The sequence below is a fragment of the Snodgrassella sp. genome (assembly GCF_024103505.1).
Classification (GTDB): Bacteria; Pseudomonadota; Gammaproteobacteria; order Burkholderiales; family Neisseriaceae; genus Snodgrassella; species Snodgrassella communis.
On record NZ_JAGGIJ010000006.1, the window covers coordinates 136,038 to 157,845 of the forward strand.

The following is a 21,808-nucleotide window of genomic DNA, read 5'->3' on the forward strand; positions in this document are numbered from 1 at the left end:
CACGTACACAGACGTGCTGTTTTTGTTTTCTGTACAATCGGTTTTAGCCTGCCCGTGCTGCTGTCTGGGCATAATTAGCCAAGCCAATTTCTTCAATCAGATCTAGCTGGGTACTCAGCCAGTCCAGATATTCTTCATTTATTACTTTTTGCTGCTCAAGCAAATCACGTGACACAAAGTCCAGCTGGTTTTCACACACGGCAATCGCATCGGCCAGCGCGATATGCTTGGCCTGTTCCGCCTGCTGGTCACATTGCAAAATTTCGGTGATGTTCTCGCCAACCAGAATCTTGCCATACTCCTGCAAATTGGGCAGTCCCTCCAGCAGCAGAATGCGTTCAATCAGCGCATCGGCACTTTTCATATCGCGAATCGAATGTTTGTACAGCACTTCGCCTAGCTCGGCAAAACCCCAGTTGCGTAAAATCCGTGCATGTAAAAAATACTGATTGATGGATACCAGTAGTAAACCCAGATTTTTATTTAATGCCTGTAAGGCCAAACGGTCACCTTGCACATTGTTCTCCTTACAACTGGCTTTGCAGATAATTTGCCAAACCCATTACTTCAATCTGGCGTAATTGCTGTTCCAGCCAGTGAGCATGATCTTCTTCGGTATCTTTCAGCTGTGCCACCAGAAATTGCCGGGTGACATAATCCTGTTCCTGTTCACACAGTTTAATGGCATCTTTCAGGTTCTGGCGCACACTCAGCTCGGTAGCCAGATCATTTTGCAGCATACTCACTACATCAGTTCCGACATTGACGGCATCCGGCACCATGTTTGGCTTGCCATTGAGCATCAGAATACGGTGAATAAACTGGTGAGCATGGTCGGTTTCTTCCTGCATTTCATGATCTATGCGCTGAAAAAGCTGCATATAGCCCATATCTTCATACATACGTGAGTGCGCAAAATACTGGTCACGGGCGGCTAGCTCTCCTGCCAGTAAGCGGTTTAAACAATCCAATACAACTTTTTTGCCTTCCATATTTACTTCCTTTTTGCTCAAAGCTGTTCTGTTGCCATAGCCAGACAGCTTTGATTAATCATTAAACATCTGTCACCAGTCTGGCATGATCCTGTAGCTATCATTACCAGAATAATTATTTAAATAGAATAAATTTGCTATTAATTTTCATACGTGCGCCGCAAAAAAATATTTATATAGCATATTAAACATATATTTGCATTACAGTCCTGTATCCAATGAAAAATTAATGAGTATCAGTATTTTGAGTAGTCCTAGATTGCACACTCAGTTCAATCTGCGACCTGCATCCCTTTAAGCATTTGTATAAACTACAGAATACTTTAAATACAATAATCCATGCATCTATTTCGACTTATCATAACATTAAATTTCATGACGATTTTTATCTAAATGAGACTAATTTTCATCATTATTCACTTAAAAATTCTATATTTATAGATAATATTCAATTAAAACAAATTATTAGAACAATAATGGTTATCATCATTTATTAAAATCTTCCTGATCTCCCATTGCAGGTCGAAAAATTATAAAATATTTTTATTTATTAACTATATTTAACCTATAAAATGGCTTTTGTGTGCTTCGAATGATGAATCATCAGGTAGGCAGCCCGTGCTAGCCCACTGGTGGCATCTGTGACCAATATTTTCATGGTAGCAACACCATGCCTCCAAGTGTCAGGCCGGCAGCTGTACCAAACAGCATCAGTGGTTTACCCACATGCACCCGACCTGTCGTCCATGCTTCATGCATTACCGAAGGGAGGGAAGCGGCTACCTGATTACCGCGATAACGGTAAATATCCACATACTGATCCGGCCTGATATGTAGCTGCTTACAAATGTGTTTAATCGCCAGATGGCTGGCCTGATGCATCAGCACACAATCCACTTGTGGCATACTCAGACCGGCCTGTTGCAATAGACGTTCGGCAAAGCTTTCAATTAGTGTGGAGGCCAGTCTGAACAGCTGCTTGCCTTTCATATCAAACAGGAAATCGCTGTCCTCCATCCCTATCCGCAGATTACGCCGCGTCCCGCCAGCACGGATCTCACACAAATTTAACCCTTCAGGATAGGTTTCCAGTAAAAACGACAGAATACCACTGCTGCCATCGCCTTTTTCCACAATTGCACAAGCTGCACCATCACCAAAAATCAGCGCAGATTCCTCATCATCCCAGTTAAGCCCGCGCGACGCCAGATCCGCAGCAACAATAGCAATGCGTCGATATACGCTCTGATTAAGCAGACAGGCTGCCATTTCCAGCGCAGTCATAAATCCGACACAGCTGTTATTGATGTCAAAACTGGCGATATGCTGAGGCAAACCGCTAATTTTCAGAATATGCGCGGCTGTATAGGGTAAAGCCTGTGTACCGATTGCCGCAGCAGAAATCAGCAGATCTATAGATTCCGGTGCAATCTGCTGGCGTTGCAACGCATCGGTCAACGCCATAACGGCCAGCTGTGCCTGACTGACATCATCAGTAATATGAAAACGGTGCTCAATACCGGAACGTCGCTGCACATAACCATCAGGCTTGTTAAAACGCCTGTCTAATTCAGATGACGTCACACATTTTGCCGGTACAGCGGCACCTGTAGACAGAATTTTTAAGGGCATAGTTATACGGCCTGATTTTTGGGCAGTCATCCGTTTTTCCTCATGTTTTAATAATCATCATTTAAAAAATAATATAATAATAATGATGATTCAGCCTCTGTCTAATGATATGCGTAAACTGCAACAGATTACAAAATTAACCTATAAACTGATTATTCTGATCAAGCTAATACCGCTATTGTTAATAGTTTACAAATACAGATTTACCATCATATTTATTTTTAAACGAAATTTCTTACTATCCTGTATTTTTTAGACCCGCAATTGATGACTATACTAAATAAAATTATGATAAATACACAAATTTAATTAATAGGTTAATTTTTAGTTACAATTATTTGTGTAGTACCTCACCAACAAACAATATATTTTTATTCATATAAAATATAATAAAGGTCTGTTTTCATAATTCAGGCATTAAAAATAGCTATTCATAATAGCCATTTAAAAGCCGCAAAAAATCCGTACGGAAACTCATTTTTCCTGCTGACACTCGGCCAGAACAGATGAAAAGATCCCGTACGGATTAATCTGGATTACAAGCAAATTACTGCTTTACAGTACGATACCGCCAGTAACCCCATATACCTGAGCTGTTACATAACTGGATTCATCAGACATCAAGAAAACGTAGGTAGGTGCGAGTTCAGCAGGCTGCCCGGCACGACCAAGTATAGATTCACTCTGACCAAATTTTGGAATTGCTTCAGTAGGCTGGCCACCGGTGATTTCCAGTGCAGTCCAGATTGGGCCTGGTGCCACAGAATTTACTCGAATACCTTTTGCAGCTACCTGTTTGGCTAATGCCTGAGTAAAGGCCACAATCGCTGCTTTAGTTGCAGCATAATCCACCAGATTGGCACCGGGCTCAAAAGCCTGTACAGAACTGGTGGTAACGATGGTTGCACCAGCGGGCAGATGAGGCATAGCAGCCTGAATTACCCAGAACAGGGAAAATACATTAACCTCAAATGTTTTTTTCAACTGTTCCGTACTGATATCACAGAAACGCTCTACTGCAGTCTGTTTGCCGGCAACCAGAGTTAAGCCATCCAATCCGCCCAGCTCTGTACGCGCTTTTTCAACCAACTGTTTACAGAATTGCTCATCACTTAAATCACCGGGAATGCAGACCACTTTACGGCCGGCTTCCTGCACCAGTGCCGCAACCTGTTTTGCATCTTCTTCTTCCTCGGGCAAATAATTAATTGCCAAATCTGCACCTTCACGGGCGTAAGCAATAGCTGTAGCGCGCCCGATACCCGAATCGGCACCAGTCACCAGAATTTTTCGTCCGCACAAACGGCCATGACCTTCATAACTTTGTTCACCACAATCTGGAACCGGATCCATTTTGCTTTGCAGACCCGGTGCAGACTGAGACTGTTTAGAAAAATCTTGATGATAGTACTTGGTTCTTGGATCTTGTAAACCTTCTTGATGATTCATAATACATCTCCATGTTTAACAATGCTTTATCCAAATGGAACAGCAAAACCATCATACGACAGATTATTATGCGAGCAAAGAAAGTTTCCTGTAATTTATGTCAACATTGTAGTTAAAATTTATTAATCTCAATGGCTTAGATTTTTATATACAAATTATGACAGAATATAACCAAAGCAGGATGAATACTAAACATAATTATCCATATCCAGCACAACAACCTGCTGCGGTAAACCTCAGAAACGGTGCGTATACGAAACACCAGCAATATGTGCATTTGAACGGTAATCAGCTATACCACGTACGTTACTTGATACGTGTGCGCCCTGATCCTGCTGGTTCATATGTGTATGTTGAATATGCAGATAAGCGTACGACACGGCTACAGTATCGTTTTTGTTTACATCATATTTCACGCCACCACCAAACAGCCAGCGGTTACCATCTGGAATGGTTGACAGCCGTGTGGTTGAGCTACGCACCGGCGACTGGTCATAATTAACGCCAAACCGCCACTGCAAATGCGGATTCTGCTGATAAGAAGCGCCTACCCCAACCGCATAGGTGTCTCGCCAGTTGGTGGCGATATGTGTGGTATTCGAAGTAACCCCATGTACCGGGTCAATCGTTTTATCATGTTCAAACTGAATATCCAGCTGATGCAGACGCGACGAACGTGTCCAGCTCACATTACCAAACACATTCCACTGCGGATTCACTTTCCACATGCCGTGCAGCGACACCACTTCCGGCGTGGTAATTTGTACCTCTGCACCTTCCAAAGATTTAAAGCCAAACTGCTCAAACAACGGCGCATAGTTTTTCGCGTAGCTGCCCATTGGCTGCCAGCGTGCAGTACCGTGCAAATGCTGGTTAATTTTGGAACGATAGCTGATACCCACCCGCACATCATCATTCATATCCCACAGCCAGCCGGCATTGAAACCATAACCCCAATCATTGCCCTTAACTGTAGCGCGCGCATCAAATGCGCCTGGCGCTTTCTGATGCAATGCAGCCTGCGGGATACCAAGCTTTGCACTGCCTACCGGCGCAAAATCGGCATATTTCTGCACTTCCGCATGCAGGTATTGCGCAATCAGTCCTACACCAACTGAATGCCGCTCATTAATTTTATATGCCACAACCGGATTAATATCCAGTGCTTTCACATTAGTTTTATTCACATTGTAACGCAGCACCGAATCTGAACTGTCATTGGTTCTGGCTGCATACGGAATATATACCCCCAGCCCCATACCCCATTTATCATTCAGGCGGTGGGAAAAATACAGCTGCGGCACCAGTTGTGCCGTATTGGCAATATTGCCGTGTTCAGGTCCCTGCACTGAGGAGCCGTCTGTAAACGTACCACGGGCATTATGGTATTTAATCTCAGGTTTGATTACAAACAGATTGGTATCAATCTGCGTACCATCCAGATTCACCAGTCCGGCCGGATTAGTTACTATAGTTGCCGCATCTGCGGCCTCTGCTGCTGCCGCATTACCGGTTGCTACCGCTGTTACCGACTGTAACCCTAAATGATATCCAGAAGCATATACAGGAGAAATAATCATAGCAGCACTCATAAATGCAGTGCTTATCTTCATCACAACTGGTAAACGTCTTATCATCGTGTTGTTTCTCAAAAGCCGAAAATAAAAAAGACCTAATTAAAGGTCTGAAAACAAATAAAAATTCAATAAAAATTGAAAATCAACTAAATTTGAGTGTTTATTCTAACTCAAAAAAACAAAAATTGCCGTTTAATAGTCTTACAATTATTCAACTAAATTAAATTCCTGATATCTGAATATAATTCTTCTTCACCCTAAAGTCATAAGAATTCAACCTAACGGCCATTCCTGTATAAATTGAAATTACTAAACCTCACTAACATATAAATACCAGCAAATCAGACTGACAAATTAAAACCACAAAAATCAAATAACAGCGAAATTATTTTAATCCACCCAAACTTGAAACATATATGTGCAGCAAAACCTGCTGTCTAAGTCTCATGCCAGCGATGGCCATCAGCTAACTGAGAAGCCATAAATATTCAAAACACAAATACAGCCAGAAAATAATTATAAAAACCTTGATACAGTCAAACATCAAAACCCATTACTGCACCACTTCTGTATTTGCCCGACTTTGCAATCATTAATTATTTTTTATACAGCAATTGCCGCATACCAAGGCAACCTGTACAACAAAGTATTACAAACAGCGCAACCGTAATTTCGGCCATTTTTTTCGGAAGCATCTATTTGAAAGCCATTTACAGCAGCCTGTACCAATGGTTACACTGTCACATTATTCTTGGTTCTCATGGTTACACAGTAATGTTTCAACGACTGAAGCGTACCTGGCCATTATTATTGTTATGGCTGGATCTGATTTACGGTTTCGGCCTGAATATTGTTGCCAGCATTTCACTAGAACCAACACCGGTGCCACGAAATAATTTACCGGTATCACCAGAAATCGCTTTCAGCTGGTTGCAAGTAATCGCCAATGGAGGCATGGTATTAACCCTCAGCTTTACCTTCTACATCCTGCTGCAACTGAATCGTGCCGTGCAGCGACATCAGTTCTGGTCACTGACACCGGTAAGAGTGGCCGCACTGCTGATTGTACTGGCTTTCAGCCTGCCTGCATGGTGGCAATGGTTATGGGCATTATGGGCACTGGTTCACGGCCATCATGTCATTGAATGGCATAATCTGCATTATCTCATGGTTTCAATCCTGTTACTGTATCCGGCTGGCTTGTGTCTGCATTTACTCTGGATTCGATATCGGCAGCACAGTAGTATGGATGATTCGGATAACTCCGGCCAACCTGCAAGCACTCAGTCACCATCCTGATTAACCGGCGCAGCCTCAAGCAAACACTGGCTGCTGGCTAATATAGGGTAAAATATGCGCCAGCAATACAGTTGCGAATTAAACTTATATGAACACACAATCCATTACGACCTTACTCAACAGCATCATCATTCCAGCCAGTAACCGTACTTTGGGCAGTGAAAAAGCCGTAAGTAACGTTACCATCGACAGTGATGGCATTCATCTTGACCTTACCTTTCCCTATCCGGTTGCACACCTTATTGAAGAACTGCAACAGCGTATCGATCAGGCTATCACTGCCGAATTTGGCGATACACCATTATTTGTACAGGTACAGCTGGCTATCGGCAAACATAAAGTACAGCCTGGCGTACAGACCATTGCCGGCGTAAAAAACATCATCGCCGTAGCGTCAGGCAAAGGTGGGGTAGGTAAATCCACCACCAGCGCCAATCTGGCGGTAGCCTTAAGCCGTATGGGTGCGCGCGTAGGTGTGCTTGATGCCGATATTTATGGCCCCAGCCAGCCCACTATGCTTGGCGTGGCCGGACAAGAACCGCGCCAGCATGCAGGTCAGATGATTCCAGTGATGGCTGCCGGTGAAATTCAGGTGATGTCAGTGGGCTTTCTGGTCGATACCGATCAGGCAGTTATCTGGCGCGGTCCGATGGTGAGTCAGGCTTTGCAGCAGCTACTGTTTCAAAGTCAGTGGGATGATGTGGATTACTTGATTATCGATTTACCACCCGGTACCGGCGATATCCAGCTCACACTGGCACAGAAAATTCCGGTTACCGGTGCTGTAGTAGTCACCACCCCGCAGGATGTGGCTCTGATTGATGCACGCAAAGCTGTGAATATGTTTCAGAAAGTCAATATTCCCATTTTTGGCGTGCTCGAAAACATGTCCGTACATATCTGTTCTCAATGTGGCCATACTGAATCCATTTTCGGGCAGGATGGCGGTAAAGAACTGGCAGCCACACTTGGCGTTCCCCTGCTGGGACAGCTACCATTAACATTGACTGTACGTGAAGCCATGGATAACGGTACCGCCTGCATACTGGCACAACAGCAGCCTGAAATTGCCAATCTGTACGAACAAGCCGCATGGAAACTGGTGCAGGCACTGGCAGATCAGGGCAAAGACTACAGCCAGCGTTTCCCCAAAATTGTGGTTGAATAAACCTGAACAAACAGAGACAGTTTCCCAACCATGCGCTAATATTCATAGCGGTTGCAACTGCACAACCGTTGACATAGTCTACCCGCGCCCGGCTACGCAGCAGAAGCAGCAATACCGGGCTAACCCATTGTTATCCATAATAACTATGGTGATGCCATTTTATGAACACACCGTTTTGGCCTTTACTGGCTCTACTTGCTGATGGTCAGGCACATAATGTCCGAACACTGGCAAATACCCTGAATAAAAAAATTCCCCAGCTCAATGCAGCCTGGCAGGAAATGCCTGTCCATATCCAAAATCTGCTGCGTCAACACAATGACATCTGGCAACTCACCAAAACCTTGGCACTGATACCAGAACACATTTTTAATGATTGTGCCCGCCAGCATGGGTTTAATCCGCGCCTGCTGGTACAAACCACCTCCACCAACACCATCCTACTGGAGCAACTGCGCCACGCCCCTACTGACACCCTGCCACAAATCTGTCTGGCCTATGAACAGACTGCTGGCCGTGGCCGGCAGGGTAAGTCATGGCAAAATCGTATCGGCGAATGCCTGATGTTCAGCCTGAGCTGGTCATTCCTGCGTCCACAGGCTCAATTAGGCGGTCTGGCACTGGTTGTAGCACTGGCTGTAGCCCAAACCCTGCGCGAGCTAGGCATAACAGCACAAATCAAATGGCCGAATGACCTGATGCTGGATAACAGCAAACTCGGTGGCATCCTGATTGAAACCATACCACAACAGAAACAAACTACCGCCATCATCGGTATTGGCTTAAACTTCAGTATTCCCGATCAGATAGGCACAGCCACTGCCATCCAGTCACTACAGCCGCAGGCACAGGTAACACAGATTTTTCAGGGTATTCTGGCTCGGCTGGTACAATACCTTCCACACTTCAATCAGCATGGACTCAGCCCGTTTCTGAATGATTACAATCTGCTGCATCGTGATCAGGGACAATTGGTACATTTGTTAGCCAATGGCTGTAACCTTGCCGAAGGCACAGTCAGCGGCATTGCTGCGTCTGGAGCCCTGCTGCTGCAAACTGCCAACGGTGAACGTAGCTTTGTTACCGGCGAAATCAGCCTGCGCCCGGGCACAGCGCAGTGCCCCAAGACACAGAGCAGCAAAAAACGTTATCTACTGCTGGATGCGGGCAATAGTAAACTTAAATGGGCATGGGTAGAAAACGGTTGCATACTCAGCTATGGCAAAGCAGCCTATTACAACCTGCAACCTTTAATACAGGACTGGGCACAACATGGTGCCAGCGTACAACGCATTATCGGCTGTGCTGTTTGTAGCAAAGTACGTCAGCAACAAATTGCCAGCATACTGCCGTGCTCAGTAACGTGGCTGTCCTCCATGCCGGAAGCGCTTGGCATCTATAATCATTACCGCAATCCGGCTGAACATGGTGCCGATCGCTGGTTTAACGTAATTGGCTGCCGGCGTTACAGCCAGCAGGCCTGCGTCGTGATCAGCTGTGGTACAGCCGTCACAATAGATGCGCTTACCGATAACAATCATTATCTGGGTGGCAGCATCCTGCCGGGATTTCACTTAATGAAAGAAGCCTTATCCAAACGCACAGCCAACCTCAACCGCCCACTAGGCAAACCCTATGCTTTTGCCACTACCACACCGAATGCCATGGCCAGCGGCATTATGGATGCAGTCTGTGGTGCCATCGTACTGATGCATACGCGCTTACAACAGAAAATCGGCGCCGGCAAGCCTGTCGACATCATTATCACCGGCGGCGGTGCCAATAAAGTAGCTCAGGCACTACCCAATACATTTGTCTTAGACAACCGCATTGAAATTGTGGATAATTTAGTGATTTACGGTTTACTCAATTGGGTTGAATACGCATGAAATGGCTGTTTGCAATCTTAGTAGCATTAAATATTATTGTTTTCGGCAGCATGATAGCTGGTAAATTGGTACATGGTATTTCTGCCTCGCCCGCTGTGGCCAGTGTGGCCAGTGCCCCCAGCCCTGCTGTTGAAACAGTCGCACCAGCCAATCCGGACATCAGTGTGCGCCACGATGTTGAGGCGACTGCCAGCAGCATGCCGGTTGCCAGAACCGCCAGCAAAATCGATACCGTTGCGGCTAACAAACCAAAGACAGACAATCCCACTAACGTGGACAAATCCGACAAGTCCGACAAATCGGAAAAACCGACTACACCCACAACCAATACCTGTACTGCCACAGTCACCCTGCCAGAAGATGATTTTCACCGAATCAAAGGTCTGCTTAATCACTGGCCGTTTACCACCAGCCGCTTCATCGAACAGGTCAGCAACACAACCAAACCACATCGTGCACCCACACCCACCCGTTACATGGTGGCACTCTCCTCCAGTAGCGACAGCAACACGCGTGCGCGTCTACAGGAGCAAGGTTTTGACTACGGAATCAATCAGGGCAAAGTCAGCCTCGGTGTATTCAACCGACGCGAAGACGCCGAAAGCTTAATGGCACGCGCCAAAATGCAGGGATTCAGCGATGCTTTCGTCACCACCCTGGGCGGCAGCAGTAGTGACAGTGATAGTGACAGCCAGTCTGCTCATTCCGCTACCAGCATTGCCAAAATGCGCGTTGTATTCAGTAGCGTGGACAACTCAGCCATACATGACATTAACGCCATTACTGGTCGTTACGGCCGTATACAACGCAGCGGTAACTGTCAGTAAGCTAGCAAATCGCCCAGAGGCTTCATGAGTACCCGTGCAGTTATCCTGAAAAACATATCCGCCAATCTGTTACTACAACTGATAACTGCACTGGGCGGATTCATTCTTCCGCCACTGATTGTCGTTACCTATGGTTCGGCTACCAATGGCATGCTCGCCTCCATCAAACAGTTTATTGCCTATCTCACCCTGCTTGAGGCTGGCATTGGCGCCGCCGCCATCGTTGCCCTCTATCAGGCACTCACCACCCGCGACAACCAGCTGCGTAATCGCATTCTCGCAGCCACCCATCACTTCTATCGCATTTGTGGCAGCCTGTTTGTCATTGCGCTACTGGCACTGGCCATCCTGCTTGCATGGCTTACCCACAACGAAATCAGCGCCAGCCTCACCTTTTATATGGTACTGGTAATGGGTGCGGTCAACATCCTTGATTTCTTCTTGTTTGGCAGCTACCGCGCACTGCTCACCGCCGACCAGAAAACCTACATCATTTCCACCATACAGGCTGGTAGCATCCTCGCCAACATTGCCGTCTGCTACTGGCTGATTAGCGCCGGTTATAACATCCTTACCGTACAGATAGCCTCTACCCTGATACAGGCGAGTAAATTCCTGCTCTACCGCCAGTATGTCAAACACCACTACGACAACCTGAATCAGTACTACAACAAACACAACGCCTACAAGCTGCAACAAACCTGGGATGCCCTCACCCACCAGCTTACCGGCCTGCTTATATTCAGCTCCCCACTGGTATTGATTACCCTTTTCCTGTCACTAAAAGATGCCAGCATTTACGCCGTCTATGCCCTGATTTTTGGTGCCATCAAAATGGCTCTACAATCCCTGTCGCAGGGGATGCAAGCCATCTTCGGCCATAGTCTCGCCACCAACCCCGAACGTGTCCGGCACAACTTCTGCCGCTATAATCGCCTCTTCATGTGCTTTCTCGGCTGGGTTTACACCTGCACCGGCCTACTGCTGACACCTTTTATTCAGCTCTACACCCACAACATGACTGATGCCAACTACCACCAGCCAGCATTGGCCATTCTGTTTTTACTGGTAGGCATCATCGAAAACAGCCGTATCCCCAGCATGACCATCATCATGGCCGCTGGCCGCTACAAAGCCACCAAACCACAGGCACTGCTTGAAGCAGGTCTCAACATTGCCTGCTCCCTGTGCTTTATCCAGTTATGGGGCAGTGCCGGCATCCTCTTGGCCGCACTGGTATCCTTCCTTTACCGCAGCAGCGAAATGGTACATTACACCTGCAAACATATCCTGTCCCTGTCCTGCATACGCCCTTACCTGTTATGGCTGGTGGTATTTGCCACCATCGCCATCACCATCACCATCGGCTGGCAACCCGTCAGCAGCATCAGCGTACACAACTATCTGGACTGGATTAAACTGAGCTGCATTACCGGCCTGAGCACCGCCATACCTTTTGCCCTTCTGCTGTTTCTCATCTATCGCCTTCCTGCCCAATGATACCCAAACTGATTCACTACTGCTGGTTTGGCTCTCAGCCACTACCTGCCACCACCCAGCGCTATCTGGATAGCTGGCGCCAGTTTCTGCCCGACTACCAAATCCAGCTATGGAACGAACACAACTTCGACTATCAGGCCAATCCCTACGCCCGCGCCGCCTACGCCGCCGGCAAATATGCCTTTGTTGCCGACGTCTGTCGCATTCAGGTACTGTATCAGCACGGTGGTATTTATCTGGACACTGACGTACAGATGGTGGCCTCATTCGACCCTTTCCTGCACCATCACTGCTTTACTGGTTTCGAGCAGGGCATGAATCCCTACACCCGCCAGCTCACCTGTAACCCACAGGCCGGCGTCATGGGCTGTGAAGCCGGCAGCACCCTCATGCAGGACATCTGGCAGCAATACCAGAACCTCGAATTCAACCCGCAGCAACTCATCACCATCAATCAGCTATTCAAACAGCTCTACCAGCAGCACGGCATTATCCTCAACAACCAGCAGCAGGAAGTCCCCGGCTACGTCTGCGTCTACCCCAGCGACTACTTCATGGCCAAAAACGCCTATACCCATGAACTGAACCGCACCGCCAATACCGTCTGCATTCATCACTACGATGGCACATGGCTTAACGACAGCAAACGCATCGACCAGCTCAAACGCCGGCTACTCAACCTCCTGAGAACCACCCTCGGCGCCCACAACAGCCAGAAACTCATCACCCTGCTCAAACGGAAACATTAATGAACACCAACACCGACAATGCCCCGATTGATTTCGTCCTGCCATGGGTAGATGGCAGCGACCCGGCATGGCAGGCTGAAAAAAACCACTACCTGCCCCAGCATCATGGGCGCAGCGATGCCACCGGCAGCAACCGCTATCAGGACTTCGGTACCCTGCGCTACGTACTGCGCTCTATTGAACAAAATTGCCCGTGGTATCATAAAATTTACCTGATAACCGCCGATCAGCGCCCGCACTGGTTACAAACCGGCCATCCAAAAATCGAAATTGTCAGCCATCAGCAATTGTTTATCCAGCCGCAGAACCTGCCCGTATTCAACTCATCTGCCATCGAAATGAATCTGGTCAATCTCAAAGGCCTGAGTGAACACTTCGTCTACCTCAACGATGACACCGTTATCCTGCGTCCCACCCCGCGTGAACGCCTGTTTCAGCACGGCCTGCCGGTCGACTTTCTCTGCCATGGCTGGTTCAAGCGCAGTGCCCTGTTTCGCCGTCTACGCGGTCAGAACAGCTGGGTAGACGCCCTCAACAACAACATCGCCCTGATTAACCGCATCTATAAACCCGCTACCCTGAACACACAGCAACTTTTTGCCCCCAGTTACAGCCTGCGCGAAAAACTCAGCAACACCCTGCTTAAATATCTCCACCGCCACTACTTCTGGTTTGCCCACTGGCACCTGCCCCAGCCATATACCCGCAGCACCCTGCAACAGGTCTATCAGCATTTCCAGCCGGAAATCCTCGCCTGCACGGCCAACCGCTTTCGAGCTCACAACGACCTCACCATCTACCTCAACCGCTACTGGCATCTGGCCAGCGGTGCTTTCGTCCCTCATAAACACAACGATGGCTTCGTACGCAACATCAGCAATCTGGCTGAACTCAACAGCGCCATCGAATACCTGCACCAACATCCTGAAATCCGTTTTGTCTGCCTCAACGACACCTGCACCAGCAATAACAGCAGCGAACTGGCACAACTCAACACTATCCAGAACACATTCTACGAACACTACCTGCCCAACCCGGCCTCATTCGAACAAAACAGCAGCCAGTTGCCACTGCCATCGCATCTATAATTATAAAAAAATCAACAGCTATCCTTAATTTAACAGCACAAACCCACCGCGCCGGCCACCCAAGCGGCACCGACCAACATTGTTGCGATATAATAAACAAATCTTCACAGATTACCGGTACAGACACCCACTGCTGCCAGCACAATGAGAACCCGTCCTTTTTCCGTTCTGCTTTCCCTGTATGCACAGGAACAACCTGACTGGCTCAGCACCTGTCTGGATAGCCTGTGCACGCAGAGCATACAACCAGAAGAAATCATCATCGTACTGGATGGCAGCATTGGCACCGAATTGCATCACGTACTCAGCCACTACCAAACCCGGCTGCCGCTGCAAATCATCCCCCTGCCACAACACGTCGGCCTTGGTAACGCCCTCAATATCGGCTTGCAGCATTGCCAGCATGAATGGATCATGCGCATGGACACCGACGACATCTGCGCACCAGAACGCTTTGCGCACCAATGGGCATATATCCAGCAACATCCCCAAATAGCCCTGTTCAGCGGCCAGATAGCCGAATTCAGTACCACCCCGGAACACACCAGTGCCATCAGACAAGTGCCCCTTAGCGACAGTGCCATCCGCCACTATGCTCAATGGCGCAATCCCATCAACCACATGGCTGCCGCCTATCGGAAAAGTGCCGTACAGGCAGTAGGCGGCTATCAGCACCACCAGTGGATGGAAGACTACAACCTGTGGCTACGTCTGCTAGCTGCCGGTTTTCCCGCTGCCAACCTGCCCGAAATTCTCGTCTACGCCCGCGCTGGCCACAACATGCATGCACGCCGGCGCGGACTGCGCTACCTCAGCAGCGAATGGCAGCTTCTGCGGCTTAAACGCCGCCTCCATAGCCAGCCCCTATTACCTGCCCTAAGTTGCTTTGTCCTGCGCAGCAGCAGCCGTCTGCTACCTGCAAATCTGCTGGGCAACCTCTACCAACATTTGCGCCTGAACAAATAAAGCACCTATTATGCGAAGTTTATTGTCCTACAAAAGTCGCCTTTTCTTCGGTACCCTGCTGGTCATGCTGTTGCCACTAGCCATCATGGAGCCTATCAAAGGCTTCTCTCAAGGGCGTGCTGCCTTCCTCACCAGCATCGTCCTTGTCGGCATTGCCCACATCCTTAACACCAAATCCCTGTCCGTATTCAGCAATTTTCCCGGCAGGAAATCCGCTGTCATTGCCCTGCCGCATACTTACTTCTGGTTTTTCGGCATGTGGATGGCCGCCAAATTCTTCAACCTACCCTATACCGTGTGGTTCCTGTTTATAGCCGGCTGCGTGTCACTCTTTCTATGCGTAGCCTACATCTACTACCGCAACAAATTCATCACCACCTACGCCTACCTGCCCTATGGCCGTGCCTTAAATGCCGACCAGCTGCCCAACGTCAACTGGATAAAACTTACCAGCCCCAGCCTGCCCGCAGCCACCACCATCAACGGCATCGTCGCCGACCTGCACGAACCCGAACTTGATCATCACTGGCAGAAATTCCTTGCACGCCAGACCCTCAACGGCATGCCCGTCTACAACATCCGTCAGGTAGAAGAATTTCTAACCGGCCGCGTCAAAATTCATCACCTATACGAAAACGACCTCGGTTCCCTTTTACCCTCACCTACCTACGTCCTCATTAAACGCGTCGCAGACATCCTGCTTATCCTGCTGTCTGCCCCCATTACCCTGCCGGTAATGCTTATCACCGCCATCGCCATCAAACTCGAAAGCCCCGGTGCCATCCTGTTCCGCCAGAATCGCGTCGGGCGCGGCGGGCACGAATTCTGCATCTACAAATTTCGCAGCATGTGCAGCGACTCCGAAAAAAATGGCGCCCAAATGGCACAACTAGGTGACGCCCGTGTCACCCGCATCGGACACATCATTCGCAAAACCCGCATCGACGAACTCCCCCAGTTCTGGAACATCCTCAAAGGCGACATGAGCCTTATCGGCCCACGCCCCGAACAAAAAGTATTTGTCGACCAGTTTATTCAGGAAATCCCCTTCTACGACTACCGCCACATCGTCAAACCCGGCATTTCTGGCTGGGCTCAGGTCACCCAAGGCTATGCCGCCGACACCGAACAGACCCAGATAAAAATCGAACACGATTTTTACTACATCAAACACTTCTCCTTCTCACTGGACATACTCATATTTTTTAAGACCCTCAAAACCATGCTCACCGGCTTCGGCGCACGCTAAACCAGCAATCACCATAACAAACGCTACCAGTAAAACCATACCGGTAGCGTTACAACCCACATAACCACCTATACCGTACAAAAAGCAATTGGATAGGCTACACCAATTCATACAACCTTATTAGGAGAGACTTCACACAAGAAAGGGAAAAAAATACATCAACAAAAACGTGCCAGCCGAATTTTCAGTACTGATTTCAAAGCGCACATGATTACACCTTAGCAGCAAGGAAAATCATGCAGCTAATTGATCAAAGAATATAATTTGCCCGCACCCGCTTTAGACCTTTGCATCAGCCAATCAGGCAAAAGAATTTATTGAAGAATAATCAACATCATATAAAATAAAAAGCTTGGCATATGGGTAAAAGAACGAGTAGAACAGGACATAAATTTCATGAATAAAAAATTACTAACTATTGATGAAAAAAAATACCCTATTGCATGGAGATTTAATTCTAAAGATTGCTTATTGTCTTCTGCTGAAAAAAGCAAAATTGTTTTTCTTGATCCGGAAGAATCTGATCATCTCTGGAATATGACTTTTCCATTTGAGCATATAATTAAAATGGACTCATCATTCTTCTCAGTTATAGAAAAAATTAATTTAAATTTTGAGCATCCTAAAGAATCTTCTTTATTCTTTAAAAAAAGATTAACAGACAGCTCACTTGTTTTTTTCTTTTGGAGTAAAAAAGCAAGTGCGATTATACCTACGGATATTTTCGTAAAATCATGGGATGATTTTTTTTATCCTAGTGATGAAACAAGTATTCTTTTTATTGCCAATAGGAATAAAATGATTTTTTCTTACGAAGAAACATTTTTTTACGTAGATATATTACGTAACTATCCCCTAAAACAACCTAGTTTTGCAGAAATTTCAGCTTAACGCCTGCTTTGGTTTTCGCCAACATTTCGCTGACATTTTCCCCCAGATGCAAGGCCAGACCGATAGTAAGCATATCAATTACCATCAGCTGTAACAGGCGAGAAATCATTGGCGTGTATTTTTTACTGTCTTCTGGCGTGATAACACTAATCACGCAATCGCAAGCTTGGGCTACCGGTGAATCGGCGCGGGTAAGACCAATAATTTTAGCACCATTTCCTTTTGCAATTTTGATGGCATCAAGTAAATCGCGTGATGAACCGGAATGGGAAATAACTACCAGTACATCCTGTGGAGACAGCACAGCAGCAGCCATCAGCTGCACATGACTATCAGTATAGGCTACTGTAGACAAGCCAAAACGAAACAGTTTGTGCTGAGCATCCATTGCTACAATACCGGAATTACCGGCACCATAAAATTCGATACGGCGGGCTTTAGCCATAAGCTTTACTGCTGTATCCAGATCAGCGGCATTAAGCGAATTACGACTGCCCAACACAGTGGCCGCAGTGTTAGCGATAACTTTATTGAGCACATCCTGCATAGAATCTGTGCTGTTCAGTTCTTCATGCACATAAGGCATACCGTCATGGCCAATACTGGCTGACAGGTTGAGTTTGAATTCTGAAAGCCCGCTAAAGCCCATACTGCGACAAAAACGAATAACAGTAGGCTGGCTGACACGGGCTTCTTGGGCAATATTGGCAACAGCTGCTTGCACAAACCATTTACTCTGAGCCAGCACACACTCAGCCACCCGGCGCTCTGCCGAGGATAATTCAGGTAATTTCTGGCTGATCCTAGCTAACATTCTGCGCTCCTGTTTTACTGGAACAACAAAACAAAAACAGAAATATATCTGTTCACTGCATGCATAATAAACCTGCTGATTTCTCTTAATATTGCCCGTTTATCCTAATCATGAGCATAAACAAATGCAATATCATTGGCACAGATTAGCGATAATGGCATAGCAATAAAACGATCATAGTTATTATTGTTGCCGTATTAGCTATGTTTTTAGTATACGCAGCTTCCTAAATCAGTTTTCTGACTGCCTAGCAGCGATACTGGCCTAATGCGTTGAATATAATCTCAAGCAAGCGCTGATTATCCACACTTTCCATGACATTGACAGGCTGATGAATTACTTCAGGCATACCCACAGTAAGTCTTAAAGCACCTTCTTTCCAGCGTCGGCTACTGGCACGAGTACAGTCGCGCGCAGTGGATACGTCAACAATATAGGGCGAGCTGGTAACGATATCACTGTCTATCAGTTTGGCCACACATAAAACATCATGAATCCAGCAGCCCGCCAGATGGCGGGTCTGGATGGAATAATCCATCCATGGGCGTGAAGTGCGCACGATAAAGTCGGTTAGCGGATTAGCAAAGCTTTGCAGTTTATCCAAATCCTGATGGGTAAGCATAGTCTGGGTGGTGACATCCAGAGGCGCCAGTGTAATATTGGCACCGCTTTCAATTACAATTTTGGCCGCTTCAGGGTCGACTGCAAAGTTGGTATCTTTCAGATAGCCGTCCAACTGAAAAACACCGCCCATGATAACGATTTCAGCTACCGAACGGGCAAAATCCGGATATAGTTGAATGGTATGGGCAATATTGGTCAGAGGGCCGATGGCTACCACGGTGATTTCACCGGGGTTGCCACACACCAGTTCGCCAATCGCCTGCGCCGCATGAGGTGCGCTGTAGTCATTGAGTGCGGGCATTGGCGGCAGATTATCCCATAAAGAGAGCAGCCCCTGTTTGCGAACATTATTATCCAACTGTTCGCGCCATGGAGCAGCCGGTTCAATCAATGCCTGTGCCGCACCTTTAACTACCGGTATATCTTTATTCAGCTCTTGCAATAGCTGGCGAGCTACCCGATAGCCGGTATCACGTGGAGTATTACCGGCCACAATAGTAATAAGTTCAAGTTTGATTGAATCTGCGGCCAATGCCAGCGCCAGTGCCAGACCATCATCAACATTTGCCCCTGCAATGCCATTACCGGGATCACAGTCAATCACGATGCGCTTCATAAGTATTACCTATGCGTCAATGGTAACGGAGTCAGTAGCTGACTCCGGTACATATGTTTCAATCAGTTTGTCAAAACGATTAAATGGCGTCTTCTACCGCATTCAGATCACGCCCGCGGGTTTCCGGGGCAAAGAATGTGGTGAAGAAACCAATGCCGGCCATGGCTGCAAAGTATATGGCAATCGGCCACCATGTATGATAATGATTAAGTAATACCGAGGCGACTAATGATGCGGTGCCACCTGATATGATTCCACCGAGTTCTTTGGCCAGTGCCATTTTGGAATAGCGGTTACGTACACCAAACAGCTCCACACCATAGGCTGCCTGCACACCAAAAATACCCAGTGAAGCCAGACACATACCGATAACAATAATACTGGCTACAATAAAGGGATCACGGGTTTCCAGAAACATATAGGCCGGAACGGCATACAGCATCAGCAAGAAACAAAACCAGCGGTAAACAATACGGCGACCATAACGATCGGACAACCAGCCAGCAAAAGGTATCACAAAGAAACCAAGCAACGAGGCAACGAATACCGCTGTAGTGGCAACGGTTTTATTAACGCTCAGAACATTAACTACATACCCAATGACAAAACCCTGCGCAAGATAAGATGGGCCGTTTTCGCCGATGCGCAAGCCCAGCATCACAAAAAAGGCTTTATTCCTTGCCCAGAACGAAGTTTTGCTGGACAGAGTATCAACTGGTGATTGGGTAGAAGTAACGGTTTTAGGTTGTGCTTGTAGTTGTTTTAATTCGTTTTGTTCCTGTTCGAAAACGGGTGTTTCACGTACATGCCGGCGGATAAGGGTTGCAGCGACGGCAATCAGGGCACTGAGGATAAATGGGATACGCCAGCCCCAAGTGATTATATCATCTTCATTCAGCCTTAATACCAATAGCCATACCGCAGAAGCAATCAACGTACCGCTGTTAGAACCAATGCCAATAATGGAAGCAATTAAGCCACGATGTTTTGGCGGTGCATACTCTCCTAGCATAACCGTAGCACCTGAAAGCTCGGCACCGGCACCAAAGCCCTGTACAAAACGTAATACAACTAAAATCATGGGGGCCCATAGACCAATAGTGGCGTAGCTGGGAATAAAGCCAATCAGGGTGGTGGAAATCCCCATCAGGGCAATGGTGGTTACCAGTACAAATTTCCGTCCTTTACGGTCGCCCAGCCGGCCAAAGAAAATGGCACCAATCGGGCGGGCAACAAAACCAACTGAATAAGTGGCAAAACTTGATAACAAAGCAACTGTGGGGCTAACATCCGGAAAAAATACTTTGCTGAATACTAGGCCTGCGGCCAGGCCATACAGGGCAAAATCCACATATTCCATGGTGGTACCAAGCCAGCAGGAAAGTGTTGCCTTAATAAATTCCAGTCGTCCTTCGGGGGTGGCTAAACGTTGTTCAGCTGCGCTCTGCTTATGGCTGTCAACTGACGATTGTAAGTCACTCATTCAAATATCCTATGGTTACAAATCAGGGTAATACTACTTAGAAACAAAAGGTTAAAACAAAATTTCCAGCACAAACTTGCTGCCGAAATAAGCCAGCATCAGGCTGACAAATGACACAATGACCCACCATGCCACTTTTTTCCCGCGCCAGGCCTGCGTATGGTGTCTGAACAGGATAACCAGATAGATCAGCCACGACAGCACGCCAAACACCGTTTTATGGTTAAAGCGTGCCGGTTCACCAAATACAGCCTCGGAAAATACTGTGCCACTGATAGCCGCAATAGTCAGAAGCACAAATCCCGTTTGCAGACCTTGAAACATTAATTTTTCAATTGCCAGCAATGGCGGCAGGAATGATTGCTGCGGTACCGTTTTGCGCCGGTGCAGATAATGGTTACGCACCAGCATCAGCCCGGCTAGCAGTGTGGTGATGCCAAACAAGGCATACGCCAGCAAAGCCGACAACACATGTATCATGAAAGCACTATTGTGCATCGGATAAGCAGTAGGCTGCCCCGGCAACAGCCAAGCAACCAGCAACACCACTGCTGAGCAGGGAAACAACGCCAGCTGCAACCCTTGCAGCCGATAACGAAAACTACCCACCCAGTACAGCAGCACCATTAGCCAGGTAATGAGATTAAGCGCATGACCAAACCCCACCAGCAGCACTCGTTGCTGTAACATGGGCTGCCACACCACAAAAGTATGCAGCAGCAATACCAACAACAACAGCAACTGCTCGCCTCGCAACGGATAAGCCACATCAGTATGGCGTTGCCAAAACCGCCATGCCAGTACAGAAAGCACAGCATAGGCAAGAATAAGCACCAGCAACAATAAGCTCATGATTTTTCCGCAGCAATAGCGCGCCAAAACTTGGCGCGCATAGTGTAAAATAGGCATTTATTTATCACGATGCCTGCTCCAGACTTGGGCAGGCATCGCAACAGGACGCCATTTTATAACCAAATCGCTTCTTGTCCTACCCA

General features: G+C 47.3%; 19 protein-coding genes. 10 read left to right on the forward strand and 9 right to left on the reverse strand.

Annotated elements, in window-relative coordinates:
• Positions 1 to 43 precede the first annotated feature (43 nt).
• The 5 genes from bfr (J6578_RS07625) to J6578_RS07645 form a co-directional block, all read right to left on the reverse strand.
• Positions 44 to 517, reverse strand: a complete 474-nt coding sequence (bfr, locus tag J6578_RS07625; RefSeq protein ID WP_239366407.1) for a bacterioferritin — start codon at positions 515 to 517, stop codon at positions 44 to 46.
• Between the two features lie 10 nt (positions 518 to 527).
• Positions 528 to 992 (reverse strand): bacterioferritin, encoded by a 465-nt coding sequence (gene bfr / locus J6578_RS07630; RefSeq protein ID WP_037407419.1) that lies wholly within the window; start codon positions 990 to 992, stop codon positions 528 to 530.
• 654 nt (positions 993 to 1,646) lie between these two features.
• The gene (locus tag J6578_RS07635; protein ID WP_287954268.1) at positions 1,647 to 2,654 is read right to left on the reverse strand and encodes a 3-oxoacyl-[acyl-carrier-protein] synthase III C-terminal domain-containing protein; all 1,008 of its coding nucleotides are present in this window, start codon (positions 2,652 to 2,654) and stop codon (positions 1,647 to 1,649) included.
• A 525-nt stretch (positions 2,655 to 3,179) separates the two neighbouring features.
• Positions 3,180 to 4,073 (reverse strand): SDR family oxidoreductase, encoded by an 894-nt coding sequence (locus tag J6578_RS07640; RefSeq protein WP_093091802.1) that lies wholly within the window; start codon positions 4,071 to 4,073, stop codon positions 3,180 to 3,182.
• 236 nt (positions 4,074 to 4,309) lie between these two features.
• Positions 4,310 to 5,653 carry an OmpP1/FadL family transporter gene (locus J6578_RS07645; RefSeq protein ID WP_287954270.1) on the reverse strand — a complete coding sequence of 448 codons (1,344 nt, stop codon included), beginning with the start codon at positions 5,651 to 5,653 and terminating at the stop codon, positions 4,310 to 4,312.
• Positions 5,654 to 6,349: 696 nt separating this feature from the next.
• Here J6578_RS07645 and J6578_RS07650 point away from each other — a divergent pair.
• The 10 genes from J6578_RS07650 (at position 6,350) to J6578_RS07695 (ending at position 17,276) form a co-directional block, all read left to right on the forward strand.
• Complete coding sequence (locus J6578_RS07650; protein WP_287954271.1) at positions 6,350 to 6,949, forward strand: hypothetical protein; 600 nt, start codon at positions 6,350 to 6,352, stop codon at positions 6,947 to 6,949.
• Between the two features lie 88 nt (positions 6,950 to 7,037).
• Complete coding sequence (gene apbC / locus J6578_RS07655; protein WP_100139569.1) at positions 7,038 to 8,117, forward strand: iron-sulfur cluster carrier protein ApbC; 1,080 nt, start codon at positions 7,038 to 7,040, stop codon at positions 8,115 to 8,117.
• Positions 8,118 to 8,278: 161 nt separating this feature from the next.
• The gene (locus J6578_RS07660) at positions 8,279 to 10,006 is read left to right on the forward strand and encodes a biotin--[acetyl-CoA-carboxylase] ligase (protein ID WP_287954272.1); all 1,728 of its coding nucleotides are present in this window, start codon (positions 8,279 to 8,281) and stop codon (positions 10,004 to 10,006) included.
• Positions 10,003 to 10,833, forward strand: coding sequence for an SPOR domain-containing protein (locus J6578_RS07665; RefSeq protein WP_093091792.1), 831 nt, complete (start codon positions 10,003 to 10,005; stop codon positions 10,831 to 10,833). Before J6578_RS07660 ends, J6578_RS07665 begins: the two co-directional genes overlap by 4 nt.
• A gap of 24 nt (positions 10,834 to 10,857) precedes the next feature.
• Positions 10,858 to 12,333, forward strand: coding sequence for a lipopolysaccharide biosynthesis protein (locus J6578_RS07670; protein WP_287954273.1), 1,476 nt, complete (start codon positions 10,858 to 10,860; stop codon positions 12,331 to 12,333).
• Entirely contained in the window at positions 12,330 to 13,082 is a 753-nt protein-coding gene (locus tag J6578_RS07675) for a glycosyltransferase family 32 protein (protein ID WP_093091788.1), read from the forward strand. The genes J6578_RS07670 and J6578_RS07675 overlap by 4 nt, the downstream gene beginning before the upstream one ends.
• Positions 13,082 to 14,170, forward strand: a complete 1,089-nt coding sequence (locus J6578_RS07680; RefSeq protein ID WP_287954275.1) for a stealth family protein — start codon at positions 13,082 to 13,084, stop codon at positions 14,168 to 14,170. Before J6578_RS07675 ends, J6578_RS07680 begins: the two co-directional genes overlap by 1 nt.
• Before the next feature lie 144 nt (positions 14,171 to 14,314).
• Complete coding sequence (locus tag J6578_RS07685; RefSeq protein WP_239428452.1) at positions 14,315 to 15,136, forward strand: glycosyltransferase; 822 nt, start codon at positions 14,315 to 14,317, stop codon at positions 15,134 to 15,136.
• 10 nt (positions 15,137 to 15,146) lie between these two features.
• On the forward strand, positions 15,147 to 16,385 hold the full coding sequence (locus J6578_RS07690; RefSeq protein ID WP_287951303.1) for an exopolysaccharide biosynthesis polyprenyl glycosylphosphotransferase: 1,239 nt from the start codon (positions 15,147 to 15,149) through the stop codon (positions 16,383 to 16,385).
• A gap of 396 nt (positions 16,386 to 16,781) precedes the next feature.
• The gene (locus tag J6578_RS07695; RefSeq protein WP_287951302.1) at positions 16,782 to 17,276 is read left to right on the forward strand and encodes a hypothetical protein; all 495 of its coding nucleotides are present in this window, start codon (positions 16,782 to 16,784) and stop codon (positions 17,274 to 17,276) included.
• Here the strand turns inward: J6578_RS07695 and J6578_RS07700 are convergent.
• The 4 genes from J6578_RS07700 to J6578_RS07715 form a co-directional block, all read right to left on the reverse strand.
• Positions 17,251 to 18,090: a MurR/RpiR family transcriptional regulator gene (locus J6578_RS07700; RefSeq protein ID WP_093091780.1), complete on the reverse strand. Its 840-nt coding sequence runs from the start codon at positions 18,088 to 18,090 to the stop codon at positions 17,251 to 17,253. The two genes, J6578_RS07695 and J6578_RS07700, sit on opposite strands and share 26 nt — an antisense overlap.
• Positions 18,091 to 18,337: 247 nt before the next feature.
• Positions 18,338 to 19,330, reverse strand: coding sequence for a nucleoside hydrolase (locus tag J6578_RS07705; protein ID WP_287954277.1), 993 nt, complete (start codon positions 19,328 to 19,330; stop codon positions 18,338 to 18,340).
• A gap of 79 nt (positions 19,331 to 19,409) precedes the next feature.
• Complete coding sequence (locus J6578_RS07710; protein ID WP_093091776.1) at positions 19,410 to 20,813, reverse strand: MFS transporter; 1,404 nt, start codon at positions 20,811 to 20,813, stop codon at positions 19,410 to 19,412.
• A 51-nt stretch (positions 20,814 to 20,864) separates the two neighbouring features.
• Entirely contained in the window at positions 20,865 to 21,665 is an 801-nt protein-coding gene (locus J6578_RS07715; protein ID WP_093091984.1) for a cytochrome C assembly family protein, read from the reverse strand.
• Positions 21,666 to 21,808 lie beyond the last annotated feature (143 nt).